This is a genomic window from Sphingomonas sp. AAP5, assembly GCF_004354345.1.
Taxonomy (GTDB): Bacteria; Pseudomonadota; Alphaproteobacteria; order Sphingomonadales; family Sphingomonadaceae; genus Sphingomonas; species Sphingomonas glacialis.
On the sequence record NZ_CP037913.1, the window covers coordinates 467061 to 491401 of the forward strand.

The 24341-nt window shown below is 66.9% G+C and carries 24 protein-coding genes; 9 read left to right on the forward strand and 15 right to left on the reverse strand.

Annotation, left to right across the window (positions count from 1 at the left end; genetic code table 11):
* Positions 1-8: 8 nt before the first annotated feature.
* From E2E30_RS02150 to E2E30_RS02185, 8 genes are all read left to right on the forward strand, one after another.
* On the forward strand, positions 9-362 hold the full coding sequence (locus E2E30_RS02150; RefSeq protein WP_133186817.1) for a HesB/IscA family protein: 354 nt from the start codon (positions 9-11) through the stop codon (positions 360-362).
* 44 nt (positions 363-406) lie between these two features.
* Positions 407-1588, forward strand: coding sequence for an NAD(P)/FAD-dependent oxidoreductase (locus E2E30_RS02155; RefSeq protein ID WP_133186819.1), 1182 nt, complete (start codon positions 407-409; stop codon positions 1586-1588).
* A gap of 36 nt (positions 1589-1624) precedes the next feature.
* Entirely contained in the window at positions 1625-1816 is a 192-nt protein-coding gene (locus tag E2E30_RS02160) for a type II toxin-antitoxin system HicA family toxin (protein ID WP_206365625.1), read from the forward strand.
* Positions 1817-1825: 9 nt separating this feature from the next.
* On the forward strand, positions 1826-2242 hold the full coding sequence (locus E2E30_RS02165) for a type II toxin-antitoxin system HicB family antitoxin (protein WP_133186821.1): 417 nt from the start codon (positions 1826-1828) through the stop codon (positions 2240-2242).
* A gap of 11 nt (positions 2243-2253) precedes the next feature.
* Entirely contained in the window at positions 2254-2490 is a 237-nt protein-coding gene (locus E2E30_RS02170; protein ID WP_133186823.1) for a hypothetical protein, read from the forward strand.
* A gap of 90 nt (positions 2491-2580) precedes the next feature.
* Entirely contained in the window at positions 2581-4296 is a 1716-nt protein-coding gene (locus E2E30_RS02175) for a DEAD/DEAH box helicase (protein WP_133186825.1), read from the forward strand.
* Between the two features lie 71 nt (positions 4297-4367).
* Entirely contained in the window at positions 4368-5462 is a 1095-nt protein-coding gene (gene hisC / locus E2E30_RS02180; protein WP_133186827.1) for a histidinol-phosphate transaminase, read from the forward strand.
* Complete coding sequence (locus E2E30_RS02185) at positions 5459-6163, forward strand: haloacid dehalogenase type II (RefSeq protein ID WP_133186829.1); 705 nt, start codon at positions 5459-5461, stop codon at positions 6161-6163. The genes hisC and E2E30_RS02185 overlap by 4 nt, the downstream gene beginning before the upstream one ends.
* A gap of 4 nt (positions 6164-6167) precedes the next feature.
* Here E2E30_RS02185 and E2E30_RS02190 read toward each other — a convergent pair whose 3' ends face one another.
* The 10 genes from E2E30_RS02190 to E2E30_RS02235 form a co-directional block, all read right to left on the reverse strand.
* Entirely contained in the window at positions 6168-7412 is a 1245-nt protein-coding gene (locus tag E2E30_RS02190; protein ID WP_133186831.1) for an NAD(P)/FAD-dependent oxidoreductase, read from the reverse strand.
* 73 nt (positions 7413-7485) lie between these two features.
* Positions 7486-7773: a DUF3325 family protein gene (locus E2E30_RS02195; protein ID WP_133186833.1), complete on the reverse strand. Its 288-nt coding sequence runs from the start codon at positions 7771-7773 to the stop codon at positions 7486-7488.
* A complete protein-coding gene (locus tag E2E30_RS02200) occupies positions 7770-9305 on the reverse strand; it encodes a PepSY-associated TM helix domain-containing protein (protein ID WP_240699089.1) in 1536 nt (511 codons plus the stop codon). Before E2E30_RS02200 ends, E2E30_RS02195 begins: the two co-directional genes overlap by 4 nt.
* Positions 9306-9307: 2 nt before the next feature.
* The gene (locus E2E30_RS02205; RefSeq protein ID WP_240699012.1) at positions 9308-9610 is read right to left on the reverse strand and encodes a hypothetical protein; all 303 of its coding nucleotides are present in this window, start codon (positions 9608-9610) and stop codon (positions 9308-9310) included.
* A gap of 18 nt (positions 9611-9628) precedes the next feature.
* Positions 9629-11761, reverse strand: coding sequence for a TonB-dependent siderophore receptor (locus E2E30_RS02210; protein ID WP_133186839.1), 2133 nt, complete (start codon positions 11759-11761; stop codon positions 9629-9631).
* A gap of 75 nt (positions 11762-11836) precedes the next feature.
* Positions 11837-13084 carry an adenosylmethionine--8-amino-7-oxononanoate transaminase gene (locus tag E2E30_RS02215; protein WP_133186841.1) on the reverse strand — a complete coding sequence of 416 codons (1248 nt, stop codon included), beginning with the start codon at positions 13082-13084 and terminating at the stop codon, positions 11837-11839.
* A complete protein-coding gene (bioD, locus tag E2E30_RS02220; RefSeq protein WP_133186843.1) occupies positions 13081-13707 on the reverse strand; it encodes a dethiobiotin synthase in 627 nt (208 codons plus the stop codon). Before bioD ends, E2E30_RS02215 begins: the two co-directional genes overlap by 4 nt.
* A complete protein-coding gene (locus E2E30_RS02225; RefSeq protein WP_133186845.1) occupies positions 13704-14825 on the reverse strand; it encodes an 8-amino-7-oxononanoate synthase in 1122 nt (373 codons plus the stop codon). The genes bioD and E2E30_RS02225 overlap by 4 nt, the downstream gene beginning before the upstream one ends.
* 185 nt (positions 14826-15010) lie before the next feature.
* Entirely contained in the window at positions 15011-15991 is a 981-nt protein-coding gene (locus tag E2E30_RS02230) for an aldo/keto reductase (RefSeq protein ID WP_133186847.1), read from the reverse strand.
* 57 nt (positions 15992-16048) lie between these two features.
* Positions 16049-16249: a hypothetical protein gene (locus E2E30_RS02235; protein ID WP_010187745.1), complete on the reverse strand. Its 201-nt coding sequence runs from the start codon at positions 16247-16249 to the stop codon at positions 16049-16051.
* A 159-nt stretch (positions 16250-16408) separates the two neighbouring features.
* Here E2E30_RS02235 and E2E30_RS02240 point away from each other — a divergent pair, with 159 nt between their 5' ends.
* Entirely contained in the window at positions 16409-18517 is a 2109-nt protein-coding gene (locus tag E2E30_RS02240; protein ID WP_133186849.1) for an AsmA family protein, read from the forward strand.
* Positions 18518-18665: 148 nt separating this feature from the next.
* Here E2E30_RS02240 and E2E30_RS02245 read toward each other — a convergent pair whose 3' ends face one another.
* From E2E30_RS02245 to E2E30_RS02265, 5 genes are all read right to left on the reverse strand, one after another.
* Positions 18666-19127 carry a hypothetical protein gene (locus E2E30_RS02245; RefSeq protein WP_133186851.1) on the reverse strand — a complete coding sequence of 154 codons (462 nt, stop codon included), beginning with the start codon at positions 19125-19127 and terminating at the stop codon, positions 18666-18668.
* Between the two features lie 35 nt (positions 19128-19162).
* On the reverse strand, positions 19163-21235 hold the full coding sequence (locus tag E2E30_RS02250; RefSeq protein ID WP_133186853.1) for a catalase: 2073 nt from the start codon (positions 21233-21235) through the stop codon (positions 19163-19165).
* 143 nt (positions 21236-21378) lie between these two features.
* The gene (locus E2E30_RS02255; RefSeq protein WP_133186855.1) at positions 21379-21567 is read right to left on the reverse strand and encodes a hypothetical protein; all 189 of its coding nucleotides are present in this window, start codon (positions 21565-21567) and stop codon (positions 21379-21381) included.
* Between the two features lie 23 nt (positions 21568-21590).
* On the reverse strand, positions 21591-22202 hold the full coding sequence (locus tag E2E30_RS02260; RefSeq protein WP_133186857.1) for a response regulator transcription factor: 612 nt from the start codon (positions 22200-22202) through the stop codon (positions 21591-21593).
* Positions 22181-24247 (reverse strand): ATP-binding protein, encoded by a 2067-nt coding sequence (locus E2E30_RS02265; RefSeq protein ID WP_133186859.1) that lies wholly within the window; start codon positions 24245-24247, stop codon positions 22181-22183. Before E2E30_RS02265 ends, E2E30_RS02260 begins: the two co-directional genes overlap by 22 nt.
* Between the last annotated feature and the right edge of the window lie 94 nt (positions 24248-24341).

The following is a 24341-nucleotide window of genomic DNA, read 5'->3' on the forward strand; positions in this document are numbered from 1 at the left end:
AAAAGCCAATGACCACCATGACCCGCGTTCGCCCTGCTGCGCTGATCCTCACGCCCACGGCCGAGGCGCGGATCGCCGCGCTGATGGCCAAGGCGCCCGCGGACGCGATCGGCGTCAAGCTGTCGACCCCGCGGCGCGGCTGTTCGGGGCTTGCCTACTCGGTCGATTACGTAAGCGAAGCCAAGCCGTTCGACGAGCGGATCGATACGCCCGGCGGGACTTTGTTCGTCGACGGTGGGTCGATCCTGTATCTGATCGGCTCGACGATGAATTGGGTCGAGGACGATTTTGCGGCAGGCTTCGTGTTCGTCAATCCCAACGCCAAGGGTGCATGCGGGTGCGGCGAAAGCTTCACCGTCTAAGCCGTGCACTGGCTTGAGCGCCGATTTGCGTCCACAGGCGGGCGATGACGACCCAAACGACCTACGACACTATCATTCTCGGCGCCGGCGCGGCCGGGCTGATGTGCGCTTTCACCGCCGGCCAGCGCGGGCGCCGCGTGCTGCTGCTCGATCATGCCGAGGCGATCGGCAAGAAGATCCTGATCTCGGGCGGCGGGCGGTGCAACTTCACCAATCTGCACACCGCGGCCGATCGCTATATTTCGGCCAACCCGCATTTCGCCAAGTCGGCGCTCGGGCGCTACACCGCGCAGGAGTTCCTGGCGCTGGTCGAGGCGCATGGGATTGCCTGGCACGAGAAGACGCTCGGGCAATTGTTCTGCGATGGGTCCGCCAAGCAGATCGTCGCCTTGTTGCAGGACGAGTGCGACAAGGGGGGCGTCGAGATCGCGCTTGGCGAGGCGATCCGCGATGTTGACCATGCCGATGGACAGTATCGCGTTAGTTTCGGCGATCGCACCGCGAATGCGCCGTCGCTCGTCATCGCCACCGGCGGTCCTTCAATTCCCCAGATGGGCGCGACCGGCTTCGCGTATGACCTCGCACGGCGCTTCGGACTGAAAGTGGTCGAGCCCCGCCCGGCCCTGGTGCCGCTGACGCTCGGTGGCGACGAAACCTTGTTCCGCTCGCTTTCGGGTGTGGCGGCGGAAGTGGTCGCCAAGGCGGGCAAGACCAAATTCCGCGAGGCCGCGCTGTTCACGCACAAGGGGTTGAGCGGGCCGGCGATCCTGCAGGTGTCGTCGTATTGGCGGCACGGCGAGCCCATCGGGATCGATTTCCTGCCCGAGCTCAAGCCCGGCTGGCTGGTCGGCGTGAAGCACGCCCGGCCGCGCGTGTCGCTCGCGTCGGTGCTGTCGAACCATCTGCCCGGGCGGCTTGCCGAGACGCTCGCCGATCGGCTCGGGATCGAGGGCGAACTCGGCGCGGCGACCGACAAGGTGGTCGATGCGGCAGCGCGGCAGTTGGCCGATTGGCGCTTCAGTCCGAACGGCACCGAAGGCTTCGCCAAGGCCGAGGTGACGGCAGGCGGCATCTCAACCGCTGAACTGTCGTCGCAGACGATGGAGGCGCGGAAGGTGCCGGGGCTGTACGCGATCGGCGAGGCGGTCGACGTGACCGGGTGGCTCGGCGGCTATAACTTCCAATGGGCCTGGGCGAGCGGCTGGGCGGCGGGGCAGGTGGTGTAGGTCGTCTACCGAATTGCCTTTTAGCTGGCGGTGTGTATGATGCGCACGATGAAAAGCGCCGATCTCATTCGTGAGTTGAAATCGGCCGGGTGGACACTCGATCGGGTGCGGGGATCGCACCACGTTTTCACCCATCCACAGCACGGCGGGCATATCGTCGTGCCGCATCCCAAGAAGGATCTCGGGCCGGGGCTGGTCGCTGCGATCCGCAAGCAGGCAAAGGTCTAGGTGTTCTCCATGCGGTATCCCATCGCCATCGAACCTGGTAGCAACAGCACTGCCTTCGGCGTCGTGGTGCCCGATCTGCCGGGGTGCTTTTCCGCGGGTGATACGCTCGACGACGCGCTCGTCGGCGCCGAGGAAGCCGCAGCGGCGTGGATCGATGCTGCGCTCGACGCGGGCACGGCAATTCCGCCGGCGCGAAGCCTCGATACGCTGCGGCTGGATCCGGACTTTGATGGCTGGGCGTTCGGCGTGATCTCGCTCGACCCCGCGCTTCTCGAAGACACGATCGAGCGGGTCAACGTAACCCTGCCAAGGCGAGTCCTGAAGCGCCTCGACGCGATGGCACGCGCTGCGGGGCAGAGCCGGTCGAGCTATATCGCTTCGCTGACGCTCGACTCGCCGGCGCCGTCGGGCGAGCGAGCCGCGTGACGCTAGCGTTGATGCCTGCCGATATCGCGCGCGTCATTTTCTACAAGGGCGACGAACTCACCACCGATTTGATCTGCTGCGACATTGAGGCGCTTGGGCAAACATGGATCTTCCATGAGGAAATGCGCGAATGGCCGGGTCTGATTGCAACCCTCGAGACGCTTCCCGGATTCCGCAGCGATTGGTTCGCAGCCGTCAGCCAGCCGCCTTTAGCCACGAATGAGACGCTCGCCTACCAACGCGTCTGACGGAATCCACACCCCCCGTGCTTTTCTCCAGCACCCGTGCTAAGGGCCCTTTTTGGCGCGCGAACCCGCCGCCCCCATATTCGGAATACCATGCCCTTTTCACACCTCCCCACGCTTCTTGCCGAAGCGCTCTCCGCCCGTGGCTATGAAGCCCCGACTCCTGTCCAGGCCGCCGTCATCGAGCCCGAGGCCGAAGGCCGCGACGTCATCGTCTCGGCGCAGACCGGGTCGGGCAAGACCGTCGCATTCGGCCTCGCCATCGCGCCGCAGCTGCTGACCGAGGACGGCCTGCTCCCGCCGCCGCGCGCACCGCTCGCGCTCGCGATCGCGCCGACGCGCGAACTCGCGCTGCAGGTCAGCCGCGAGCTGGAATGGCTCTACGGCAAGGCCGGCGCGCGCATTTCGACTTGCGTCGGCGGCATGGACGCGTCGCGCGAGCGCCGCAGCCTCGCGCACGGCACGCATATCGTGGTCGGCACGCCGGGCCGTCTGCGCGACCATATCGAGCGCGGCGCGCTCGATCTGTCGAACCTCAAGGCGGTCATCCTCGACGAAGCCGACGAGATGCTCGACATGGGCTTCCGCGAAGATCTCGAGCTGATCCTCGACGCTTCGCCGTCCGAGCGCCGCACGCTGCTCTTCTCGGCGACGATGCCCAAGTCGATTGTCGCGCTCGCCAAGCGCTACCAGAAGGATGCGTTGCGCATCTCGACCGTCGGTGAGGACCGTGGTCATGGCGACATCGAATATCAGGCGGTGACTGTGGCGCCGGCCGATATCGAGAATGCTGTCGTTAATCTGCTCCGCCTCCACGAAGCCGAGACCGCGATGCTGTTCTGCGCGACGCGCGACAATGTCCGTCATCTTCACGCCGGGCTGATCGAGCGCGGGTTCGCCGCGGTCGCTCTCTCGGGCGAGCATAGCCAGAACGAGCGCAACGCCGCGATGCAGGCGCTGCGCGACAAGCGTGCGCGTGTCTGCGTCGCGACCGACGTCGCCGCGCGCGGGATCGATCTGCCCTCGCTCAGCCTCGTCGTTCACGTCGAGCTGCCGCGCGATGCCGAGACGATGCAGCATCGCTCGGGCCGTACCGGTCGCGCGGGCAAGAAGGGCACCGCGATCCTGATCGTGCCGTATCAGCGCAAGCGCCGCGTCGAGATGATGCTGCGCGGCGCGCGGATCGCGGTCGAGTGGATGAACGCGCCGACCGTCGACGACATCCGCAAGGCCGACAAGTCGCGGCTGATGACGATGCTGATGGAAGACGTCGAAGTCGACGAGGACGATCGCGCATTGGCGGCACAGCTGCTCGAGAAGAAGACCCCCGAGGATATCGCGGCGGCGCTGGTGCGCAGCTATCGCGCGCGGATGCCGGCGCCCGAGGAAATGATCGAGGCGAGCGGTTCCGCGCCGCGCGAGGCGGGCAAGGAGCATCACCGCGAGGGCTTCGATGACATCGTCTGGTTCCGCATGGACATCGGGCGTCGCCAGAATGCCGATCCGCGCTGGATCCTGCCGCTGATCTGTCGTCGCGGGCATATCACCAAGAACGAAGTCGGCGCGATCCGCATCGCCGCCAACGAGACGATGTTCCAGGTGCCGAGCGGCATCGCGGGCAAGTTCATGGCGGCGGTAAAGCGCACCGCCGGCGAGGAAGCCGAAGGCGGCGTGCAATTCGAGCAGGTCCAAGGCGGCCCGGTCGAGGCCGAGCGCAGCCCGCGGCGTGCCAATGGGCCGGCACCGGTACGGCATCAGCCGCGGCCGACATTGCGGCCCGGTGGGCCGAACAAGCGCCCGCAACGCTAACCCCGTAAATCCTCCCTCGCTGCGCGAGGGAGGATTTGAAGTGTCGCTCTTTCCCCGCTAACCCACGCGGCATGAACGCACCCCAGCCCAAGCCATGGATCATGGCCATCGCCCCCTACGTGCCCGGTCGCTCGACGAGCGAGGGTGGGGCGCCCGTCATCAAGCTGTCGTCGAACGAGAATCCGCTCGGCACCAGCCCGCAAGCGGTCGACGCCTTCGCCGCCCATTCCGCCGATCTCGCACGCTATCCCGATGCCGGCGCCGCACTGCTGCGCGAGGCGATCGCGGCGCATCACGATCTCGATCCCGCCCGCGTTATCTACGGCACCGGATCGGATGAAGTGCTCCACCTCATCGCCGGCGCTTATGCCGGGCCGGGCGACGAGATCATCCAGGTGCGCTACGGCTTTGCGGTCTATGAGATCGCCACGCGTCGTGTCGGCGCGACGCTCGTAATCGCCGACGACCGCGATTATGCGACCGATGTCGACGCGATCCTCGCTGCGGTCACCCAGCGCACGCGCGTCGTATTCGTTGCGAATCCCAACAATCCGACCGGCACTTTCACGCGCAAGGAAGAGATTGCGCGCCTCCATGCCGGGCTTCCGGCACACGTGATGCTCGTGCTCGACCAGGCCTATGCCGAATATCTCGCGCCCGAGGATGACGACGGCGGGCTCGACCTCGCGCGCACCGCGCCGAACGTCATCGTGACGCGCACCTTCTCGAAGATCCATGGCCTTGCCGCCGAGCGAATCGGCTGGGGGTACGGATCAGAGGACGCGATCTCGGCGATGCACCGCATCCGCGCGCCGTTCTGCTGCACCACCGCCGGGCAGGAAGCCGCGATCGCGGCGCTCGGTGCGGCCGATTTCATCGCCGCCTCGCGCGAGCACAATCGCGAATGGCGCGCGTGGTTCGGCGCGGAGATGGGCAAGCTCGGCAATGCCGGCCTGCGCGTCGTCCCGAGCGAAGCCAACTTCCTGCTCGTGCTGTTCGAAGGCGCCGTCACCGCCGAGACCGCATACAAGGCGCTGCTCAGCCGCGGCTATATCGTGCGCTGGCTGCCGGGGCAGGGGCTCGCCAATGGCTTGCGCATGACGATCGGCACCGAGGACGAGACGCGCGGTCTTGCCGAGGCGCTGCGCGAGATCGTCGCGGGGTGACGATCAAGGCGCTCGCCTTCGACGTGTTCGGCACCGTCGTCGATTGGCGGACGAGCATCGCGCGCGAAGTTGCGGCAGTGTTCGCGAGGATCGGGCGCGAGGATCTCGATCCGGCGCGTTTCGCAGACGACTGGCGCGGCCTGTATCAGCCGGCGATGGAAGCGTGCCGTTTGGGCCGGCGCGCTTATACGCGGCTCGACGTGCTCAACCGCGAGACGCTCGATGCGCTGGTCGAGCGGCTCGGCATCGCGGCGGATGAAGCGACGCTCGCCGATCTGGCGCTGGCGTGGCGGCGGCTCGATCCGTGGCCCGATGCGGTTGCGGGATTGACGCGGCTCAAGGCGCGCTTCCCGATCGTCACGCTGTCGAACGGCAATGTCGCGCTCATGCTCGCGCTGGCGCGGCATGGCGGGCTGCCGTGGGATGCGATCCTCGGAGCCGAGGCGACCGGGATCTACAAGCCGTTGCCGCAGGCCTATCTCGGTACCGCCGATATTCTGGGGATAGCGCCCGAAGCGCTATGCCTCGTCGCCGCGCATCACAGCGATCTTGCCGCGGCGCGGGCGTGTGGGCTGGCGACCGCCTATGTCGATCGGCCGATGGAATTGGGCGGCGCGCCCAAGCCCGACCGCGCCGCGGAACAGGCCTGGGATTACAGCGCCGAGTCGCTGACCGAATTGGCCGACCGCCTCGGCTGCTGAGGCGTCAGCCCGCCGCCAGCATTTCCTTCAACGGCACGTCCGCATCGGCCAGCAACGCGGGATCGATCACGGCGCGTGCCACCACCAGCGCACGGCCCTGGACGTAATCGCGCGTCATGTTGACGCAATCGAGCGCGATCACCTTGCCGCCCTTGAGATAGACGACCGAGAAGCGCCGCGTCGCGACATCGCCGCGCAGCACCGCCGTATCGAAGCCGGTCGAAAGCCCGACGGTCTGCAGCTTCAGATCATATTGGTTCGACCAGAACCACGGCACCGCATCATACGGCTGCGGATCGCCCGTCAGCACGCGCGCGACGACCGTCGCCTGGTCGTTGGCGTTCTGGACCGATTCGAGCCGGATCGTCGCGCCATCGGCATAGGGGTTGGGGTGCGCGGCACAGTCGCCGATCGCGAACACGTCGGGAAGCGAGGTGCGGCAGAAGGCATCGACCGTCACGCCATTGCCGCCAGCGGCGCCCGCCTCGATCAGCGGCGCGACCGCTGGGAGGATGCCGATCCCGACGACCACCATGCTGCCCGCCACCACGCTGCCATCGGCGAGCCGTACCCCGGTCGCAGCGCCGTCTTGGCCCTCGATGCTTGTGACCGTGACGCCGGTGCGCAGGTCGACGCCGTGCGCGCGGTGCTCGGCCTCGTAGAAATGCGAGAGCGCTTCGCCGGCAACGCGCGCAAGCACGCGCGGTGCCGCCTCGAGCACGGTGACGTGCTTGCCGAGCTTGGTCAGCACCGCCGCCGCCTCGAGCCCGATATAGCCGCCACCGACCACGATGACGTGGCTTACCTCGGGCAGTTTGGCGATCATCTGGTCGACATCGGTGCGGGTGCGCACGCCGTGGACGCCGCGTAGGTCATGCCCGGCGCACGTCAATCGGCGTGGCGGACCGCCGGTCGCCCAGATCAGGTTCGAATAGCCGATGGTCGCACCCTCGGCGGTGGTGACGACGTGCGCGGCAGGATCGACCGATACCACGGTGCGGCCCGGCAGAAGCGTGATCGTGCGCTCGATCCAGAAGGCCGCGGGCCGGATCAGGATCCGCTCGAAGGGCTTTTCGCCAGCGAGATAGTCCTTCGACAGCGGGGGGCGCTCATAGGGAAGCTCGGGTTCGTCACCGAGCAGCGCGATCGTCCCCTCGAAACCGCGCTGGCGCAGCGCGATCGCCGCTTGCGCCCCGCCATGCCCCGCACCCACGATCAAAACGTCGAACGAAAGCGCGGTGTCGGTCATGTCGGCCCCTCTTGATCCTCGTGGCGGCTGACGTGCGGGCAACGCGCCGTTCTGTCCAGCCCGAAGCGCGATATCAGCCGCGTGGCCGCCGCGCCGGGAGCGGGATGAAGTTCAAGGCGGCAAAGGCCAGCGCGGCCCCGCTGATGATCGACGCGAACCAGCCGATTGCGCCGAACACCGCGCCCCACGCGATCATCGACAGAGCGAGTGCCAGCGCGAGGAGCGTCCACGCGGTTGCGCGCAACCTGGTGGCGCGGCCCCGCGGACACGCGCGCCGGAAGCGCTTGCCGTGATGCTGGTCGGTCGCCAGCCCGAACAGCACGAAGGCGAGGATAGCGGCAAGGAAGGGGAGCGCGGTCATCCGCGCGCCTGGCTGCGCGATCGGCGTCGCGCGGGCACATGCCGGTGAACGCCGCGCGCGATCGCGGCATAGGCAAGCCCGAGCGCGAGCAGCGTCAGGTCGACACCGGCGAGCGTGGCGTCGCCCGCCGCGATCGTCGCCGGCAAGCCGCGCGCGGTCGCCATTATGTCGAACAGCGGGAGCGCGAGCAGCAGCGCTGCGGTCAGCGCGAGTTGCTCGACCCAGGCACGCCGCGGGCGGCGGAGAAAGGCGTGGAGCAGCAGCGCTCCCCAGAGTACGAACATGGTATTGATCTCGGCCTCGGCGCGCGCCGGGAGGGTGAGCGGCAGCAGGCGGTTCGCCCACAGGAAGCCGACCATCGCCGCCGGGAAGCCCGCGACGAAACCGATATTGAGCCGCTCGACCAGGCGGAAGCCGAACGGCGGGCGTGCCGGATCGGGCAATTTCTCGCGGCGCTTGACGCTCCACAGCACCAGCCCGCTTGCGACCATCACCGATCCGCCGATGCCGCACAGGAAATAGACCCAGCGGATCGCGGCGTCGGCGAAGCGCCCGGCATGGACCCCGATCATCGCGCCTGCCGTTACCGCGGCCGCGCCCGGCAGCGGGGAGGCCCAGAGCAGGCGTCCGCTCAAGCCGTCATAGGTCAGCCGCGGCGTCAGGCTCGACAGCGTGCCGTGGTTGCTTTGCGACAGCAGGATCCGCGCCGAGGCATCGCCCGGTGCGGTGACGCTGATGATATCGACCGGCGCGCCGAGCCGCCGCTCGCCATCGCGCAGCACCGCGGCAAGATCGACCAGCGGGGCGGGCCGGTCGGCACGCAGGACTGCCGGAGCTTCGGGATAGAGCAATCGACCGAAGCTGAAGGGGGCGCTGTAATTGGCGACCGCTGCCCACGGCATCAGCAGCGTCATCAGCGTGACGAGCCCGGTATAGGTGATCATCAAGTGAAACGGCAGGCCGAGCACCGCGACGGCATTGTGCCCGTCGAGCCACGAGCGTTGCCCCTTGCCGCCGCGAAAGGTGAAGAAATCGCGGAAGATCTTCTTGTGCGTCACGATCCCGCTGAGGATCGCGACGAGCATGAACATCGCGCAGATCCCGACCACCCAGCGCGCGACGTAATACGGCACGTAATGCAGGTCGAAGTGGAAACGGTAGAAGAAGTCGCCGCCGAGTGTCGCGCGCGCCACGACCTTGGCGCCATTGGCGTCGATGCGCGCGCTGGTCTCTCCGGGCGTGGGCGGCGCTTTGGCGCCCGGCACCCAGAAGACGCTGCCGCTCGCCGAGCGCGTGCTCGGCACGGTGATGAACCAGCTTGCGGCGTCAGGGGCTTCGCGGTGTAGCAGCAACTGCGCGCCGCGGACGACGCGCGCTGGCTGCTCGATCGGCGGGAGTTCGGGTTGCGCCCAGCGGTTGATCGCCTCGCGCCAATAGGCGGCGGTGCCCGTCACGAAGACGATGAATAGCACCCAGCCGACGAGCAGCCCCGACCAGGTGTGGAGCGTCGCCTGGCTCTGCCGGAAGCCCATGCTCACGCGCGACCCGTCAGCGCGATCGACCCGAACGCGATCGCCGCGGCGATGCCGCCGCCGAGCAGCGTCGTCCACGCCGCGCGCCAGCCGCTGCGCGCGGCGAACGCCCACATCGCGGTGAAGGCGCATAGCGCGAACGCGACGAGCGTCGCGGTGAAGGTCGCCTCGGCTGGCCCGCCGGGCAGGATCCGCGCGAGCGCCATCGCCCACAGGCTCGCCACCGCATAGCCGCCGGGCATGGCGACGACGACGCGCAGCGCGGTGTCGGCGCGGTGTCGCCAAACGCGTCGGTCGTGCTTCATGCCCTGCCGCATCTGCCCTCAGAACCGATAGGCGATCGTGCCCTGAACGGTGCGGCGGTTGCCGTACCAGCACCAGGCATAATCGAGATAGCAGGTCGTGACATATTTCTTGTCGAACAGGTTGGCGGCGTTGACCCCGAGCGAGACGCCCGCGAAGCGCGGCGCGATCGTGCCGAGATCGAAGCGCACCAGCGCATCGACCAGCGTGAAACCCGGCGTGCTCGTCCGCGCAGCACCACCGGCATAGATGCTGTCGACATGGCGCACCGCGCCGCCGATCGCGAAGCCCTGCCACTTGCCGCCGCGCGGCGCCCATTCGAGATTGCCCGACACGCCGCCGCGCCCGACGCCGAGGATCCCCGCGCCGATATTGGCGGGGTTGGCGTCGGCGGTGGTGCGGACCTTCTGCCGGCTATAGGCGAGCTTGGCGTTGAAGCCGTAGGGCAGCGGCGCGCTCGCCTCGACCTCGACGCCGCTCGAGCGGACCCGGCCGCTCTGCGTCGAGACGTTGGTGAGCGGGTTGGTGGTGATGAGGTTGGTCTGATCGATCCGGAACCACGCGCCGGTGACGAGAATCTGCGTGCCCGGCACGGTGTATTTGGCACCGGCTTCGATCTGCTTGCCCTCAGACGGCTTGGCGACGGTGATCACGCCGTTCGGCTGCGACAGCGTGCCGTTGGGCTCGAAGGAGGTCGAGTAACTGACATAGGGCGCGAGCCCGAACGGCAGCGTGTAGAGCGCACCGGCGCGATAGGTGAATTTCTGCGAGTCCTGCGACGCGGTGTTCGGTCCGGTGCGCACCGACGCCCAGTCCTGCCGCCCGCTCAGCAACACCCGCAATGCGCCGAGCGACAGCTGGTCCTGCGCATAGACGCCCGCCTGGTTCGAGCGGGGCGTGTTGTCGTTCAGGCTGAAAGAGTTCGGCACCGCGGCAGGGCTCTGCGGCACGACCATCGTGCCATAGACGGGGGCATAGCCGTTGAGCGGGGTCGCCGAGCCGAAGGCGTTGATCGAGCGCGCGGTGCCGGTCTGGTAATCGACGCCGAACAGCACGTCATGCTTCACCGTGCCCGTGGCGAAACGGCCATGGATCTGATTGTCGAACACCCACGAGTCGCTGCGCTCGCGCGTCGCGTAGGAGGCGCGGTTGTAGAGCGTCAAGTTCGGGTTGGCGGTGTCGACCAGCGATCCCGACGCATAGACGATCCCGAGCCGCGCGGTGCCATGCTGGTAGCGGCCCGAGGCGCGGATGTTCCAGTCGGGGTTGATCTCGTGCGTCAGGATATAGGTCGCGGCGACCTGCTCGCGCTTGAAGTAATTGCCAGGCTCGCCGAAATCGGTCGAGGTTGCGAGTTGGCCGTTGGGGTTGGGCAAGAAGGTGCCCGACGCCGGGAACACGCCGTAGCTGCCGTTCTGCGGATCGTTCGAGTAGGCGCCGAGGAGCGTCAGCTTGGTCGCAGGATCGAGGTTGAAGGTCAGCGCGCCCGAAACGGTCTGGCGCTCGCGCGCGCTGAACGTCTGCTGCGTGTGTGCGCCGTTGACGCTGCCGTTGATGCGCCACAGCAGCGCATCGCCGATCTTGCCGCCGACATCGGCATCGGCGCGGTACAGGTCGTAGCTGCCGTAGGTGCCCGACACCGCACCGTAGAGCGGCTTGTCGAGCGGCAGCTTGCTCGACAGCGCGACGAGTCCCCCCGGGCCCGACTGGCCGTAGAGCACCGAGGCGGGGCCCTTGATCACTTCGATCCGGTCGAGCCGCGAGACGTCGATCTGGGGCTCGAGATAGCTTGCCCCGCCGATCAGCTTGAGCCCGTCGAGAAATTGCGGTGCATCGAAGCCGCGCAGCTTGAACTGGTCATAGACTTCGGCGCTCGACCCGCGCTGCTCGGTGGTGACGCCGGCGACGAAGCGTAGCGCCTGGTTGAGGTTCGACAGGCCGAGATCTGCAATCTCGGCGGCGCTAATGACGCTGATCGATTGCGGCGTCTCGGCGATCGGTGCCGAGCTCTTGGTGCCGGCGGTGGCCTCGCTGCTTGGGCGCGCGCCGGTGACGACGATCGCAGGGCCGTCTTCCGCTTCGTCCTCCGCCATCGCCGGTGCGGCATAGACGGCTGAGCTCAGCAGCACTGCGGAGATGACAAAACGCTTCATTCACTGGTCCCTTTGGTGTCGCGAGGCCTAGTGACGTATTTGCGAACGCTTATCAATAGCGTTATCAAGAAGGCGTCAGAGCGTCTCGCTCGCCTGGGAGATCGCGCTGTAGATTTCGCCCAGGCTAGCATTGTCGATGCAGTAGGGCGGCATGACGTAGACGGTGTTGCCGAGCGGACGGAGCAGCAGGTCGCGCTGTTTGAAGAACGCGAGCAGCCGTGGGCCGAGGCCATCGAGATAGGTGCCCGTCGCGCTCGCCATTTCGAACGCCGCGATCGTCCCGCAGATGCGGGCATTGTGAATCGTCGACACCTGGCGCAACTGCTCGGCCCAGCCCGCCTGGCGCCGCGCGAGATCGGCGATGCGATTGAGCACGGGCTCGGTGCGCCAGATCTCGAGATTGGCGTTGGCGGCGGCGCACGCGATCGGGTTCGCGGTGTAGCTCGACGAGTGGAAGAACATCCGCGAGCGGTCGTCCGAATAGTGCGCGTCGAAGATTTCGGCGGTTGCCATCGTCACTGCGAGCGGAACCGCGCCGCCCGTCAGGCCCTTCGACAGGCACAGGATGTCGGGCACGACGCCGGCTTGCTCGCACGCCAGGAGCGTGCCGGTGCGGCCCCATGCTGTCATCACTTCGTCGGCGATGAACAGCACGCCGTGCCGCGCGCAGATCGCGCGCATCTCGGCGAGCACGCGAGGCGGATAGAAGAGCATCCCGCCCGCGCCGAGCACCAACGGCTCGACGATGAACGCGGCCGGCGCGGCACGGCACGCCAGCTCGAGCGCATCGAGCGTCGCCTGCTCGGCGCCAGCGGCGGGGTAGGGGATCGTGCCGACATCGAACAGCAGCGGCGCATAGGCCTGGTTGTATACCCCGCGCGCGCCGATCGACATCGCGCCGATCGTGTCGCCGTGATAGCTGTGCTCGAGCACGAGGATGCGGCTGCGCGGTTCACCGCGATTGGCGAAGAACCCGAGCGCCATCTTGAGCGCGACCTCGACCGCGGTCGATCCCGAATCCGAGAAGAAGACATGCTCGAGTGCGGGCGGCATGATCTCCAACAGGCCTTGCGCGAGCGTCTCGGCGGGCTCGTGCGTCCAGCCGGCGAAGATGATCTGGTCCATCTTGCTCGCTTGATCGGCGATCGCCGCCATGATCGCGGGATGGCAATGGCCATGCGTCGTCACCCACCACGACGAGATCGCATCGATGATCCGGCGGCCGTCATCGGTGTAGAGAAACGCGCCCTCGGTGCGCGTGACACGCGGGATCGTCTCGCCGAGGCCGTGCTGCGTGAACGGGTGCCAGACGGGCGAGCTCATCGGAAATCCTCGAGCGAGAAGTGGGCAGCAAAGGCGGCGGCAAGCGTCGCGCGGTCGAGCGTCGGCAGCAACGGCAACCGACCGAGGCGGCGGACGCCCCCGATCCGCGCGATCGTCGCCTCGCTGTCCTCGACCGGCTCGCCGATAAAGGCCACGCCAAGGATCGGCACGCCGCGCGCGCGCAGCGCCTCGATCGAAAGCAGGCTGTGGTTGATCGTGCCGAGCGCGGTGCGCGCGACGAGCACCACGGGATCGCCCCAGCGTGCGAAGATGTCGGCGTAGAGCGTCGTGTCGTTGACCGGCACGAGCACGCCGCCCGCGCCTTCGATCACCAGCGTGCCATCGTGCGGCGGCGGATCGAGCGCGTCGGCATCAATCGTCACGCCGTCGATCCGTGCCGCGCGGTGCGGCGAGCACGGTGTGACGAGCCGATACGCCTCGGGCAGGATATGGCTCGCGGGCAGGCCGCTCAGCGCCGCGACGCGCGCGGCATCGCTGCCGTCGTCGAGCCCGGCTTGCACGGGTTTCCAATAGGACGCGCCGAGCGCTCCGGCGAGCGCGGCGGCAAAGACGGTCTTGCCGATGTCGGTATCGGTGCCGGTGACGACGATGCGGGGGATCATGACAAAGCTTCCAGGCAAGTGGCGAGACGGTCGATATCGGCGATGTCGACGTTGAGCGTGATCGAGATGCGCAGCCGCGCGCTTCCCGGCGGCACCGTCGGCGGGCGGATGCCGCGCACGTCGAAGCCCGCCGCCTGCAGGCGCGCGGCGAGCGCCATCGTCGCTTCGGCGTCGCCGACGATCAGCGGAAGGATCTGCGAGCCCGACACCGTCGCCCCAAGCGGCGCGAGCACCGCGCCGGCATGGGCGATCAGCGCGTCGAGCCGGGTGCGGCGCTCGGGTTCGTCGGCGAGGATGGCGAGCGCGGCGCGCACTGCGCTTGCCATTAACGGGGAGGGGGCGGTCGAGAAGATGAATGCGCGGCCGCGATTGATCAGGAAATCGCGCACCACCGCGGGGCCGCATACCAGCGCGCCTTCGCAGCCGAGCGCCTTGCCGCAGGTGCGCATCGTGATCACGTCGGCGCGTCCGTCGAGCGCGGCAGCCAAACCGCGACCGTCGGGACCGAACACGCCGGTGGCATGTGCCTCGTCGATCAGCAGCATGGCGTCGTGGCGTTGCGCGATACCGGCGAGATCGGCGAGCGGGGCCTGGTCGCCGTCCATGCTGTAGAGGCTCTCGACCGCGATCCACGGCGTGCCCGTTCCGCCCGCGCGGCGCCAGGCGGCGATCGCATCATCGAACGCTTGTGCGTCGTTATGCGCGACGCCCTGTGCCGGTGCGCGCGCGAGGCGCATTCCGTCATGTGCGCTGGCGTGGATCAGCGCGTCGTGCAGGATCAGGTCGCCGGTCTGCGGCAACGTGGCGAACAAGGCGGCGTTGGCGGCAAAGCCACTCGAGAAATAGAGCGCGGTTTCGCTACCGAAGAAGGCGGCGGCTTCGGCTTCGAGCCCTTCGTGCTCGGGATCGTTGCCGCGCAGCAGCCGCGATCCGCCCGAGCCGATCGACACGCCGCGGTCGAGCGCCGCTGCGACGGCTTCGCGCAGGCGCGGCGAGGCGGCGAGACCGAGATAGTCGTTCGAGGCGAAATCGAGCCCGGCGCGGGGGGAGAGGCTGCGGCGGCGGTGGGAGTGGCCAAGCGATTCGAGATCGCGGGCGTGGGCGGCGAGGACGGACATCGCGCACGCCCTAACGCGGTTGGCCGCGTCGCGCGATGGGGTTGCGGTTAGAAGCGATCGCCGTCGCCCGCCTTATTTTCGTCATCCCCGCAAAAGCGGGGATCCCGCTCCTGGCCCGCGGTGCGCAGGAGAAGCGGGACCCTCGCTTTCGCGAGGGTTACGGGGGGCAGGATATCGGGTGGCGCTCAGGAAAAGCCGACGACCGCGTGCGGCACGTACGGCTCTTCGAGCCGCGCGATCTCGGCCTCGGTCAGCCCAATCTCGAGCGCCGCCAGCGCGTCGTCGAGATGCGCGAGCTTCGATGCGCCGACGATCGGCGCGGAAACCTCGGGCTTGGCCAGCACCCAGGCGAGCGCGATCTGCGCGCGCGCCACGCCGCGCTCGGTCGCGATCTCGGCGACGCGCTCGACCACGCGGCGGTCGGCATCGTTGGTGTGGCGGTACAAGGTCGCGCCGAACGCGTCGGTTGCCGAGCGCTCGGTCGCATCGTCCCAGTCGCGCGTCAGCCGGCCGCGCGCGAGCGGGCTCCACGGGATCACGCCAATCCCTTCGGCGGCGCAGAGCGGCAGCATCTCGCGCTCCTCCTCGCGGTAGAGCAGGTTGAGATAATCCTGCATCGTCGCAAAGCGCGTCCAGCCATTCGCCTCGGACGTGTGCAGCATCGTCGCGAACTGCCAGGCGAACATCGACGAGGCACCGATATAGCGCGCCTTGCCCGCCTTGACGACGTCGTGGAGCGCCTCGAGCGTCTCCTCGATTTCAACGTCCGGGTCGAAGCGGTGGATCTGGTAGAGATCGACATAGTCGGTGCCGAGCCGCGTCAGGCTGGCATCGATCTCGGTCAGGATCGCCTTGCGGCTGAGCCCGGCGCCGTTCGGGCCGGGACGCATCCGGCCGTGCACCTTGGTCGCGATCACGACCTCGTCGCGGCGCGTAAAGTCCTTGAGTGCACGCCCGACGATTTCCTCCGACGTGCCGTCCGAATAGACATTGGCGGTGTCGAAGAAATTGATCCCGGCTTCGACCGCCTTTTGCAGGATCGGGCGGCTGGCCGCTTCGTCGAGCGTCCAGGCGTGGGTGCCGCGATCGGGCACGCCGAAGGTCATGCAGCCGAGGCACAGCCGCGAGACGTCGAGCCCGGTTGCGCCGAGTTTGATGTAATCCATGTGCGCTCCTCGCTTGGTGTCGGATTGCCAACGAACCAGCGGCGAGAGCGCTCCGGCTTATTTCTTGGGCGTGACCCACACCGAAACCGGCACGACGAACTTGCCGGGCGCTGGCTTGCCGACATCGACGCGGTCGGCGGTGACGAGTTCGCCCGAGGTGAGCGTGAAGGACGCCCAGGGCTTGGGCATGCGGCCGAAGACCATCTTCTGGATAGGCTCGCCGGTGGCGGAATTCATGATCGTTGCGGTGACACTCATGTGGGTGCCGTTAGCGAGCGAGCGGCGCGCCTGTCCAGCGGTGTGCGACGAGCCGGCACTTTTCCGGTCAAGCGGCGTTCAGTTGCCGCGGCTATGGCTGTGTTCAGGACCAGGGCGAATGCCCGAAACGAAGAAGCCTCGCGCCATGCAGACCAAACCGTGACCGAGATCCCTGCCGCCACGGCGAACACGCCCGAGGGCGACCGCGCGACCGTCGAGACACCGGCGCGGCGCCGCTGGCGCCTCGTGCGCAACGTACTGCTCGCGATCCTGGCCGTGCTCTTCGCGATCTGGCTGGTGCTCTACATGACCAAGGGGCGCTTCCTGAAGCCGACCTTCGAACGCGTGGTGGGATCGCTGACGCATCGCACCGTCGGCGTGCGGGGCGATTTTCAGCTGTTCTTCGACCCGTTCCAGATCAAGTTCCTCGCCGAGGGGCTGACGATCTCGAACCCGTCCTGGGCGAGCAAGCCAAATCTGTTCGAGGCGAAGAAGATCGACACGCGGATTGCGCCGCTGTCGCTGCTGTTCGGCAAGCGTCGGCTCTATTTCCTCGATCTCGCCGACGGCGCGGTCGATCTCGAATGGAGCCCCGACCATAGCACCAACAGCTGGACTTTCAGCCAGACCAAGGGCGGCAAGCCGCTTGCCTTCCCGACGATCGACCGCGCGACGCTTGCGGGGACGACGGTGCGCTATCGCGACACGCGGATGCGGCTGCTTGCCGATCTGAGCTTCGCGACGATCAAGTCGACCGACGCGAAGATCGGCGACAAGGTTGATTTCACCGGCAATGGCGTGGTGCGCGATACGCCGTTCACGCTGAGCGGCGCGTTGCTCTCACCCGACCAGACCGTCGCGCGTGGCGCCAACACGCTGACGATGACCGCGCACGCCGCACACAACGTGATCGATGTCGCGGGCACGCTGCCGAGCCTGGCCGAGATCGAGAAGGTGCCGCTCGACGTGACGGCGCGTGGGCGCAACATGGCCGAACTGCTGCATATCATCGGCGTCACCATTCCGCAGTCGCGCACCTATGTCCTCAAAGCGCAACTGGTGAAGACCGGCACCACCTATGCCTTCACGCATCTGCGCGGCCGCTTCGGCGCGAGCGATCTGGCGGGGCGCTTCACGGTCGAGAATATCGCGCCGCGCATCCACATCGCCGCGACGCTGGCGAGCAAGAAGGTCGACATCATCGATCTCGCGCCGTTCATCGGCTATAATCCTGATCTGATCGCAGCCAAGGGCGTCCAGGCGGCAGCCGCCGCTACGGGTGCCGCACCGGCGCGCCTGCTGCCCGACGCGTCGCTCGATATTGCCGCGCTCCACGCGTTCGATGCGGATCTGAAATGGACGGTCGGCACGGTCCGTTCGAAGAACGTGCCGGTCTCGAACATCGACCTGACGCTCGCGCTCAAGGACAGCGTGCTCAAGCTCTCGCCGCTGACCTTCTCGATGGCGCGCGGCAATGTCGCGTCCGACATCGTGCTCGACACGCGCCGCCGGCCGACCCAGGCGAGCTACGACATCCGCCTGGCCTCGACCCCGATGGGGCGGCTGCTCGCCGGGTTCGGCGTCGCCGAGGCGGGGACGACGGGGACGATCAAGGGGCGGATCCAGCTCGTCGGCAGCGGCGACAGCCTGCACGATTCGCTCGCCAATGCGAACGGAAGGATCGCGTTCGTGATGCCCGCCGGCAGCTTCTGGACGCGCAACGTTCAGTTGAGCGAGCTCGATATCGGCACCTTCGTCCAGAAGATGTTCCAGGACAAATTGAAGGAGCCGGTGCGGATCAATTGTGGGCTGGTCGCCTTCACGGTGCGCAAGGGCGCGGCGGCGGCGGATCCGATCCTGATCGATACGAGCAAGAACGTGATCGCGGCGACGGGCGGGTTCAGCTTCGGGACCGAGGCGCTCGATCTCGCCTTCCGCGCCGATGGCAAGAAGTTCAGCCTGCTTTCGGCGCAGTCGCCGGTCGGGCTCAACGGCCGTTTCGCCAAGCCGGGGATTTCGGTGATCAGCCCCGATTTGATCGGTCGCGCGGGGACCGGGCTTGGGCTGGCGCTGCTCGCCACGCCGCCGGCAGCGTTGCTCGCGTTTATCGACGTGGGGGATGCCAAGGCCGCAGCCTGCGCGCCGATCCTTGCGGCAAAGCCCGCCGCGGCGCAGCGCACGACCAAGGGCAAGCCGCGCGATGACGTCGGCAACGGCACGCCTGAAAAGGGCGCTGGCAAGCGGAAGAAGTTTCTGGGGATTTTCTGAGGAGGCGCCTCCGTCACAGCACCCCGGCGAAGGCCGGGGCCCAGGGGTGCAGGCTCCAACGGCGCGTGCAACGCGCTCTTTCAGAACGCTTGCCTCTGGGCCCCGGCCTTCGCCGGGGAACGATGCGGGAAAAGTCGGAGGTAGCCCGTCAGCGCGCCTTGCGCAGCCGCTTCGCATTCCCGGTCGCCGCCTTGTGCACTGGCGCGACCACATCGCGGCCCATCTTCGCGCTAGTCTCGAGCGCGGTCAGCGCGTGCATGCTCGAGCGTTCAGAAAGCGCGGCAAGTTCGAACAGCGTCGGCGGGCGGCCGCGCAGCCACATCGCGCCGAGCTCCTGTGCCTGCGCGACATAGCCCGCCTGCAGCGCCATCAACGCCTGCATGCCCGCCGTCCCGGATGCCGAGAAGGCGGCGAGTTTCTCGGGCACCATCCGGCCGAGCTCGGCATAATCACCACTGAGCGGCGCGCGCATCGCTTCGCCGATCGTGTTGGTGCGCGAGGCGATCACCGCATGTGAGGCGGTCGCGGTTTCGCTCAATCGCTCGCCGGTCGCACCGACCGACCCCCATGCCGACATGACACGCGTCCAATAGGCAAAGGGGTCGATCATAGGTGCATCCCGATAAAGGGCCGCGGCCCTCGCGGTTAGGCGAGGGTGCGGACGTTGGGTTCGCGCGCGTAGAAACGCTTTGCGGCAGCGGCGATGAAGCCATCGTCGAGCCCCGTCACGCCTTCATCGGCCTCGACACCGGCCTTGTCGAGCAAAGGCTTTGCCGCAGCACTCGCGCCGACCGCCTTGAGGTGCCCGAACGCGTCCATCACCCATTGGACGGCAGCGCCTTCCTTGAGCAATGTCGCAGTACCGTCCTTCGACAGCACGACCGCCGCCGCATCGAACAGCTGCGACGGCGAACCGGCGAGCTGGCCATCGGCCTTCTTCATCGACCCGTCGGACAGCTTGGCACCGCCGACCTTGGGCGCGACGAGGAAGACCTTCGCCTTCGCCTTCGTGATCGCCGCGACCAGCGTGTCGAGCTCGCCCGCATCGGTGCCATCCGCGATCAGCACGCCGACGGTACGCCCTTCGAGCGTCGCCTTCATGTTCTTGTGGATCGACAGCGCGTCGGACGGCTTCATGTCGACCGGCTCACGCGCCGCCTCGGCCTTGTCGGGCAGCGGAATGCCGAGCCCGTCGGCGACGCGCTTGGCGAATGCTTCGTCGACGTTGCGCAGGTTCGCCACCATCCGCGGCGGGACTTGGTCGAGCGTCCCGACCTTCGACAGCTCGAACACGAATGACGAGGCGATATGCGCTTGCTCGCTCTCGGTCTGCGAGTTCAGGAACAGTCGTGCCTGGCTGTAATGGTCGCTGAACGTCTCCGAGCGGATGCGCAGCTTGTCGCCGGTTTCGTTCGGACCGGTCGCGGCATTGACCGTGGCGAAGCCCTTCGGGCTTTCGCGCGGGCCGCCTTCCTCGCCATGTGCGCCGAGGCTGTTGGGCTCGTAATTCGCCCGCCCCTTCGGCACCTGCGTCTGCATCATTCCGTCGCGCTGGAAGTTGCCGAACGGGCACCGCGGCGCGTTGATCGGGATCTGGTGGAAGTTGGTCGTGCCCAAACGCGACTTCTGCGTGTCGAGGTACGAGAACAACCGGCCCTGCAGCAGCGGATCGTTCGAGAAGTCGATCCCCGGCACGATGTTGGTCGGCAGGAAAGCGACCTGCTCGGTCTCCGCAAAGAAGTTGTCGACGTTGCGGTTGAGCACCATCCGCCCGATGATCCGCACGGGGATGTCGTCCTCGGGGATCAGCTTGGTCGAATCGAGCACGTCATAGGGCTGCGCATCGGCGAAGGCCTGGTCGAACACCTGGATGCCGAGCTCCCATTCGGGGAAGTCGCCGCCATCGATCGCCTCGAACAGGTCGCGGCGGTGATAGTCGTTATCGGCCGCCTGGAGCTTCAGCGCCTCGTCCCAGATCGTCGACTGGATGCCGAGCTTGGGCTTCCAGTGGAACTTGACGAAGCTCGTCTTGCCCTCTGCATTGACCAGCTTGAAGGTGTGGATGCCGAAGCCTTCCATCATCCGCAGCGAGCGCGGCAGCGTGCGGTCGGACATTGCCCAGAACAGCATGTGCGTCGCTTCCGGGGTGAGCGATGCCCAGTCCCAGAAAGTGTCGTGCGCGCTGCCGGCCTGCGGATAGCCGCGATCGGCCTCCATCTTCACCGCGTGGATCAGGTCGGGAAACTTGATCGCGTCCTGGATGAAGAACACCGGGATGTTGTTGCCAACCAGATCCCAATTGCCTTCACGCGTGTACAGCTTGACGGCGAAGCCGCGGACGTCGCGCGGGGTATCGACCGAACCCGATCCGCCCGCGACGGTCGAGAAACGGACGAACACTTCGGTCTTCTCGCCCTTGGTGAAGACGGCTGCCTTGGAGAGGTCCGAAATGTCGTCGGTCGCCTCGAAATAGCCGTGCGCGCCCGACCCGCGGGCGTGGACGATCCGCTCGGGGATGCGCTCATGGTCGAAGTGGAAGATCTTCTCGCGCAGCACGAAATCCTCGAGCAGCGTCGGCCCACGCTCGCCCGAGCGCAGGCTGTTCTGATTGTCGGAGATCGGCACGCCGTGGTTGGTCGTCAGCACGGCATCGCCGTCGCCGGCCTGTTGGTGGGTTTCGCCCGCGTTGCCGCGGGTCGTCTCGGGGGTGGTGGCCATCTCATGTCTCCGGGAAAAATATCGTGCGCTGTCGACAAGCGCGCGCCAGCGCGCCCATTCGGAAAACCTCGCGGTCAAGGAACGACCCGGCCGCGGATTCTTTCCGCCGCAATCGCAATATAGTACCGAAGGCTCGCCTCGCCTCAGCGAGCGAGGGCATCGTGCAGGCGGTCGACCAAGGCGCGCGCTCGCGCCGTCTCGCACACGGCAGATCCGAGCAGATTTGCGATCGTTTTACACGCATCGCCATGGTCGATCGCAACTTGCATCGCGGCGAGGTAGTTGGTCAGTGCGGTCAATGGCTGGCTGAGATCGTGGACGATCTCGGCCAAGTCTGCGTCGTCGTCGATCGTGCTCAATGGACGAGCCCGGCGGCGAACGCGATGCGCAGCGCGTCCGGCAGCGATTGGACGTGAAGCTTGGTCATCATGTGCGCGCGATACACTTCGACCGTGCGCGGGCTGATGGCGAGGTCATGCGCGATCACCTTGTTGACCTTGCCGGCGATCAACCCACACAGCACATCGACTTCGCGCGGCGCCAGCCGGGCGATTTGTTTCTGCGCCGCGGCGATGCGAGCGGCATCCTCGCCAGCGCGCGTCAGCCGATCGAACGCGCGTTCTACCGTTTCGAGCAGTGTCATGTGGTCATACGGCTTTTCGAGAAAGTCGATCGCGCCGCGTTTCATCGCCTCGATGGCGACGGCGATGTTGCCGTGCCCGGTGACGATCACGCACAGAAAGGGCAGCGCTTCGCGGCGCAAGGTAGCGAGCACCTCCAGCCCGGTCAGTCCGGGCATGCGCAAGTCGAGCAGGACGATCCCGGGATCGAGCTTGGGCGCCGCGTCGAGAAAGGCGTCGCCCGAGGCGAAGCATTCGGCATCGAAATCCCTGCGCAGGGTGAGCAATGTCAGCAGCGAGCAACGGACCGGTTCGTCGTCGTCGACTATGTAGATGCGCTTCGCCATGGAGCCTCGCTTGCGGGAGTGGGGTGCGACAAATTGGGGGAAGGGGGGCCAGAAACTGGCCGAGCGATGGGGAACAGCAGATCGAACCGCGCGCCCTGGCCCAGGTTGCTCTGGACGGAGATCACCCCGGAATGGGTCTGGACGATACGGCGGACGATCGCCAGACCGATCCCGCTTGCCTCATTGCCATCCTTGGAACTGGCGAACGGCTCGAAGATGTGATCGATGATCTCCGGCCGGATCCCCGCCCCATCGTCGCAGACGAACAGCCGGACCGACCGCGCGCGCGCATCCCCGCTTGGCTCAGCCGCAGTGCCAATCGTGATCGTGCCGCCGCGCGGGCCGATCGCCTGTGCTGCGTTGACCGTCAGGTTGAGGACGATTTGATAAAGCTGGCACACGTTTCCTTCGATCGCGGGCACGGGTGCGAGCGCGTCGACGATCGTGATCCCGGCAGGAAAGCGCGCGCGCAGCAACGCCAGCAAATCGCGGACCAGTTCGTCGAGCCGGACCCGCTCGAGCGCGGTGGGTTCCTCGCGCGTAGAGGCCAGCATGGCGCGCGCCAGTTCGCGTGCGCGCGTCGCCGATTCGATGATCAGGTCCATGCTATGCCGATCGGTTGGGTCGGTGATCGTCTCCAGCACGAGCGGTGCGAGGATCCCCAGCGGGACGAGCGTGTTGCTGAGGTCGTGCGCCACCCCGCCGGCCAACAGGCCCAGCGTTTCGAGCTTCAGAGCGTCGTCCAGTTTGGCGCGTAACTCGGCACTGCCACGTTCGGATTTTCGCTGCAGGGTCACATCGTGGACGATGCCGGTCAGGCTGACGATCACCCCGTGCGTATCGCGCGTCGGCACCCAGCGCAGCAGCGCATCTCCCCTTTCGCCGTCGGGGCGCTGGAAACTGTATGCGACAGCGTCGGTGGCCCGGCCGTGATGCGCCGCGGCAAGGCTGGCCGCCAGCGCGGCCTGTTGCTCGACGGGAATGTACGCTGCGACGAACGATCGCCAATCGTTGCGCACGGGCGCGGTCCGGCCGTGGAGCGAATCGAACGCGGGACTGGGAACGAAGGCCATGCTTGCCAGATCGAGTTCGAAGCACGTCGTCGCCGTCATCTGCTGTATCGCGGCGAAACGCTCGGTCATTTCGCGATGGGCTTGTCGCGCCTGCCACTGCCGATCGACCAGCACTCCTGACAATACGATCGCGCCGATCGCCAGGGCGGCGGCGAGGAGGCTGGCGACGCTCGCACTCTCGCTCCGTTGCGATGCCACCAAGCCGAACAGTGCAAGACCGACCGATACGGTGGTCAGCACGCGCACGAAGACGCGGTGCGGGAGCAGCAAGCCGCACGCGACGACCAGGACATACCCCCACCGCGCCGCGCTGCTGTGCGTCGCGAGCAGATCTGTGCTGGCGATCGCTACCGCCAGCACCACGGGCAGCCATAGCCTCGGTGCAGCGGCCAACGCCGCATCGTGTCGGAGGCCATACGCACCCATCGCGCCAGCCAGGAAAACCAGCGAGGCTGCCATCGTGAGGAGCGTGAGGTTCGACGCGTCGAGTCCGGCGACGAGCATGACGAGCGCTTCGGCGGTGAGCGCGATCGGAACAAACAGGATCAGCGCGATGCGGAGATCGCGCGATCCGTGAAGCCGGTCGAGGCCGAGTTCGAGACAGGCAATACCGACCACGATCTGCAGGAGCGCCGCGCTCGGGAGCAGGCGGCCCGGCATGGCCGCGGCAAGCCAATGAGAGAATTGGCCTGGACTGACGAATATCTCCGAAACGGTCGCCCAGTCCCGCAATATGAAGGCGCCGAACAGCACGACACCGCCAGCGACAGGTGCCGCGCGACGCGGGCGATCGAGCAGTAACGGTACGACCGCGACCGCGCAGCCAGAAAATCCGACTGACGCGGCAAGGCTGTAGCCCGCATGAACTCCAAAAAATGGAGTATTTTCAATTATATAAATTGTCTCATTTAGGACAATTGCGATTGTAAGTCCTATTGAAACTATCGCAAAGGTAAGACCAGTTGCTTTCATGGGGTCCTATTTATCATCCGCCGTCTGTGTTTTTAAACTATTGGCGAATGAATTGGCAAAATTTATCACAAAGACTGCCAATTGATATGTGTTA

Excerpts from the sequence above, each read along its gene's own strand:
- E2E30_RS02160 (WP_206365625.1), top strand. The coding sequence starts at position 1,625 with ATGATGCGCACGATGAAAAGCGCCGATCTCATTCGTGAGTTGAAATCG.
- E2E30_RS02150 (WP_133186817.1), top strand. The coding sequence starts at position 9 with ATGACCACCATGACCCGCGTTCGCCCTGCTGCGCTGATCCTCACGCCC.
- E2E30_RS02225 (WP_133186845.1), bottom strand. The coding sequence starts at position 14,825 with ATGTCCGTCCTCGCCGCCCACGCCCGCGATCTCGAATCGCTTGGCCAC.
- E2E30_RS02235 (WP_010187745.1), bottom strand. The coding sequence starts at position 16,249 with ATGAGTGTCACCGCAACGATCATGAATTCCGCCACCGGCGAGCCTATC.
- E2E30_RS02265 (WP_133186859.1), bottom strand. The coding sequence starts at position 24,247 with ATGAAAGCAACTGGTCTTACCTTTGCGATAGTTTCAATAGGACTTACA.
- E2E30_RS02175 (WP_133186825.1), top strand. The coding sequence starts at position 2,581 with ATGCCCTTTTCACACCTCCCCACGCTTCTTGCCGAAGCGCTCTCCGCC.
- bioD (WP_133186843.1), bottom strand. The coding sequence starts at position 13,707 with ATGATCCCCCGCATCGTCGTCACCGGCACCGATACCGACATCGGCAAG.
- E2E30_RS02195 (WP_133186833.1), bottom strand. The coding sequence starts at position 7,773 with ATGACCGCGCTCCCCTTCCTTGCCGCTATCCTCGCCTTCGTGCTGTTC.
- E2E30_RS02190 (WP_133186831.1), bottom strand. The coding sequence starts at position 7,412 with ATGACCGACACCGCGCTTTCGTTCGACGTTTTGATCGTGGGTGCGGGG.
- E2E30_RS02200 (WP_240699089.1), bottom strand. The coding sequence starts at position 9,305 with ATGGGCTTCCGGCAGAGCCAGGCGACGCTCCACACCTGGTCGGGGCTG.
- E2E30_RS02230 (WP_133186847.1), bottom strand. The coding sequence starts at position 15,991 with ATGGATTACATCAAACTCGGCGCAACCGGGCTCGACGTCTCGCGGCTG.
- E2E30_RS02245 (WP_133186851.1), bottom strand. The coding sequence starts at position 19,127 with ATGATCGACCCCTTTGCCTATTGGACGCGTGTCATGTCGGCATGGGGG.
- E2E30_RS02165 (WP_133186821.1), top strand. The coding sequence starts at position 1,826 with ATGCGGTATCCCATCGCCATCGAACCTGGTAGCAACAGCACTGCCTTC.
- E2E30_RS02215 (WP_133186841.1), bottom strand. The coding sequence starts at position 13,084 with ATGAGCTCGCCCGTCTGGCACCCGTTCACGCAGCACGGCCTCGGCGAG.
- E2E30_RS02170 (WP_133186823.1), top strand. The coding sequence starts at position 2,254 with ATGCCTGCCGATATCGCGCGCGTCATTTTCTACAAGGGCGACGAACTC.
- E2E30_RS02205 (WP_240699012.1), bottom strand. The coding sequence starts at position 9,610 with ATGAAGCACGACCGACGCGTTTGGCGACACCGCGCCGACACCGCGCTG.
- E2E30_RS02260 (WP_133186857.1), bottom strand. The coding sequence starts at position 22,202 with ATGGCGAAGCGCATCTACATAGTCGACGACGACGAACCGGTCCGTTGC.
- E2E30_RS02155 (WP_133186819.1), top strand. The coding sequence starts at position 407 with ATGACGACCCAAACGACCTACGACACTATCATTCTCGGCGCCGGCGCG.
- hisC (WP_133186827.1), top strand. The coding sequence starts at position 4,368 with ATGAACGCACCCCAGCCCAAGCCATGGATCATGGCCATCGCCCCCTAC.
- E2E30_RS02250 (WP_133186853.1), bottom strand. The coding sequence starts at position 21,235 with ATGGCCACCACCCCCGAGACGACCCGCGGCAACGCGGGCGAAACCCAC.
- E2E30_RS02210 (WP_133186839.1), bottom strand. The coding sequence starts at position 11,761 with ATGAAGCGTTTTGTCATCTCCGCAGTGCTGCTGAGCTCAGCCGTCTAT.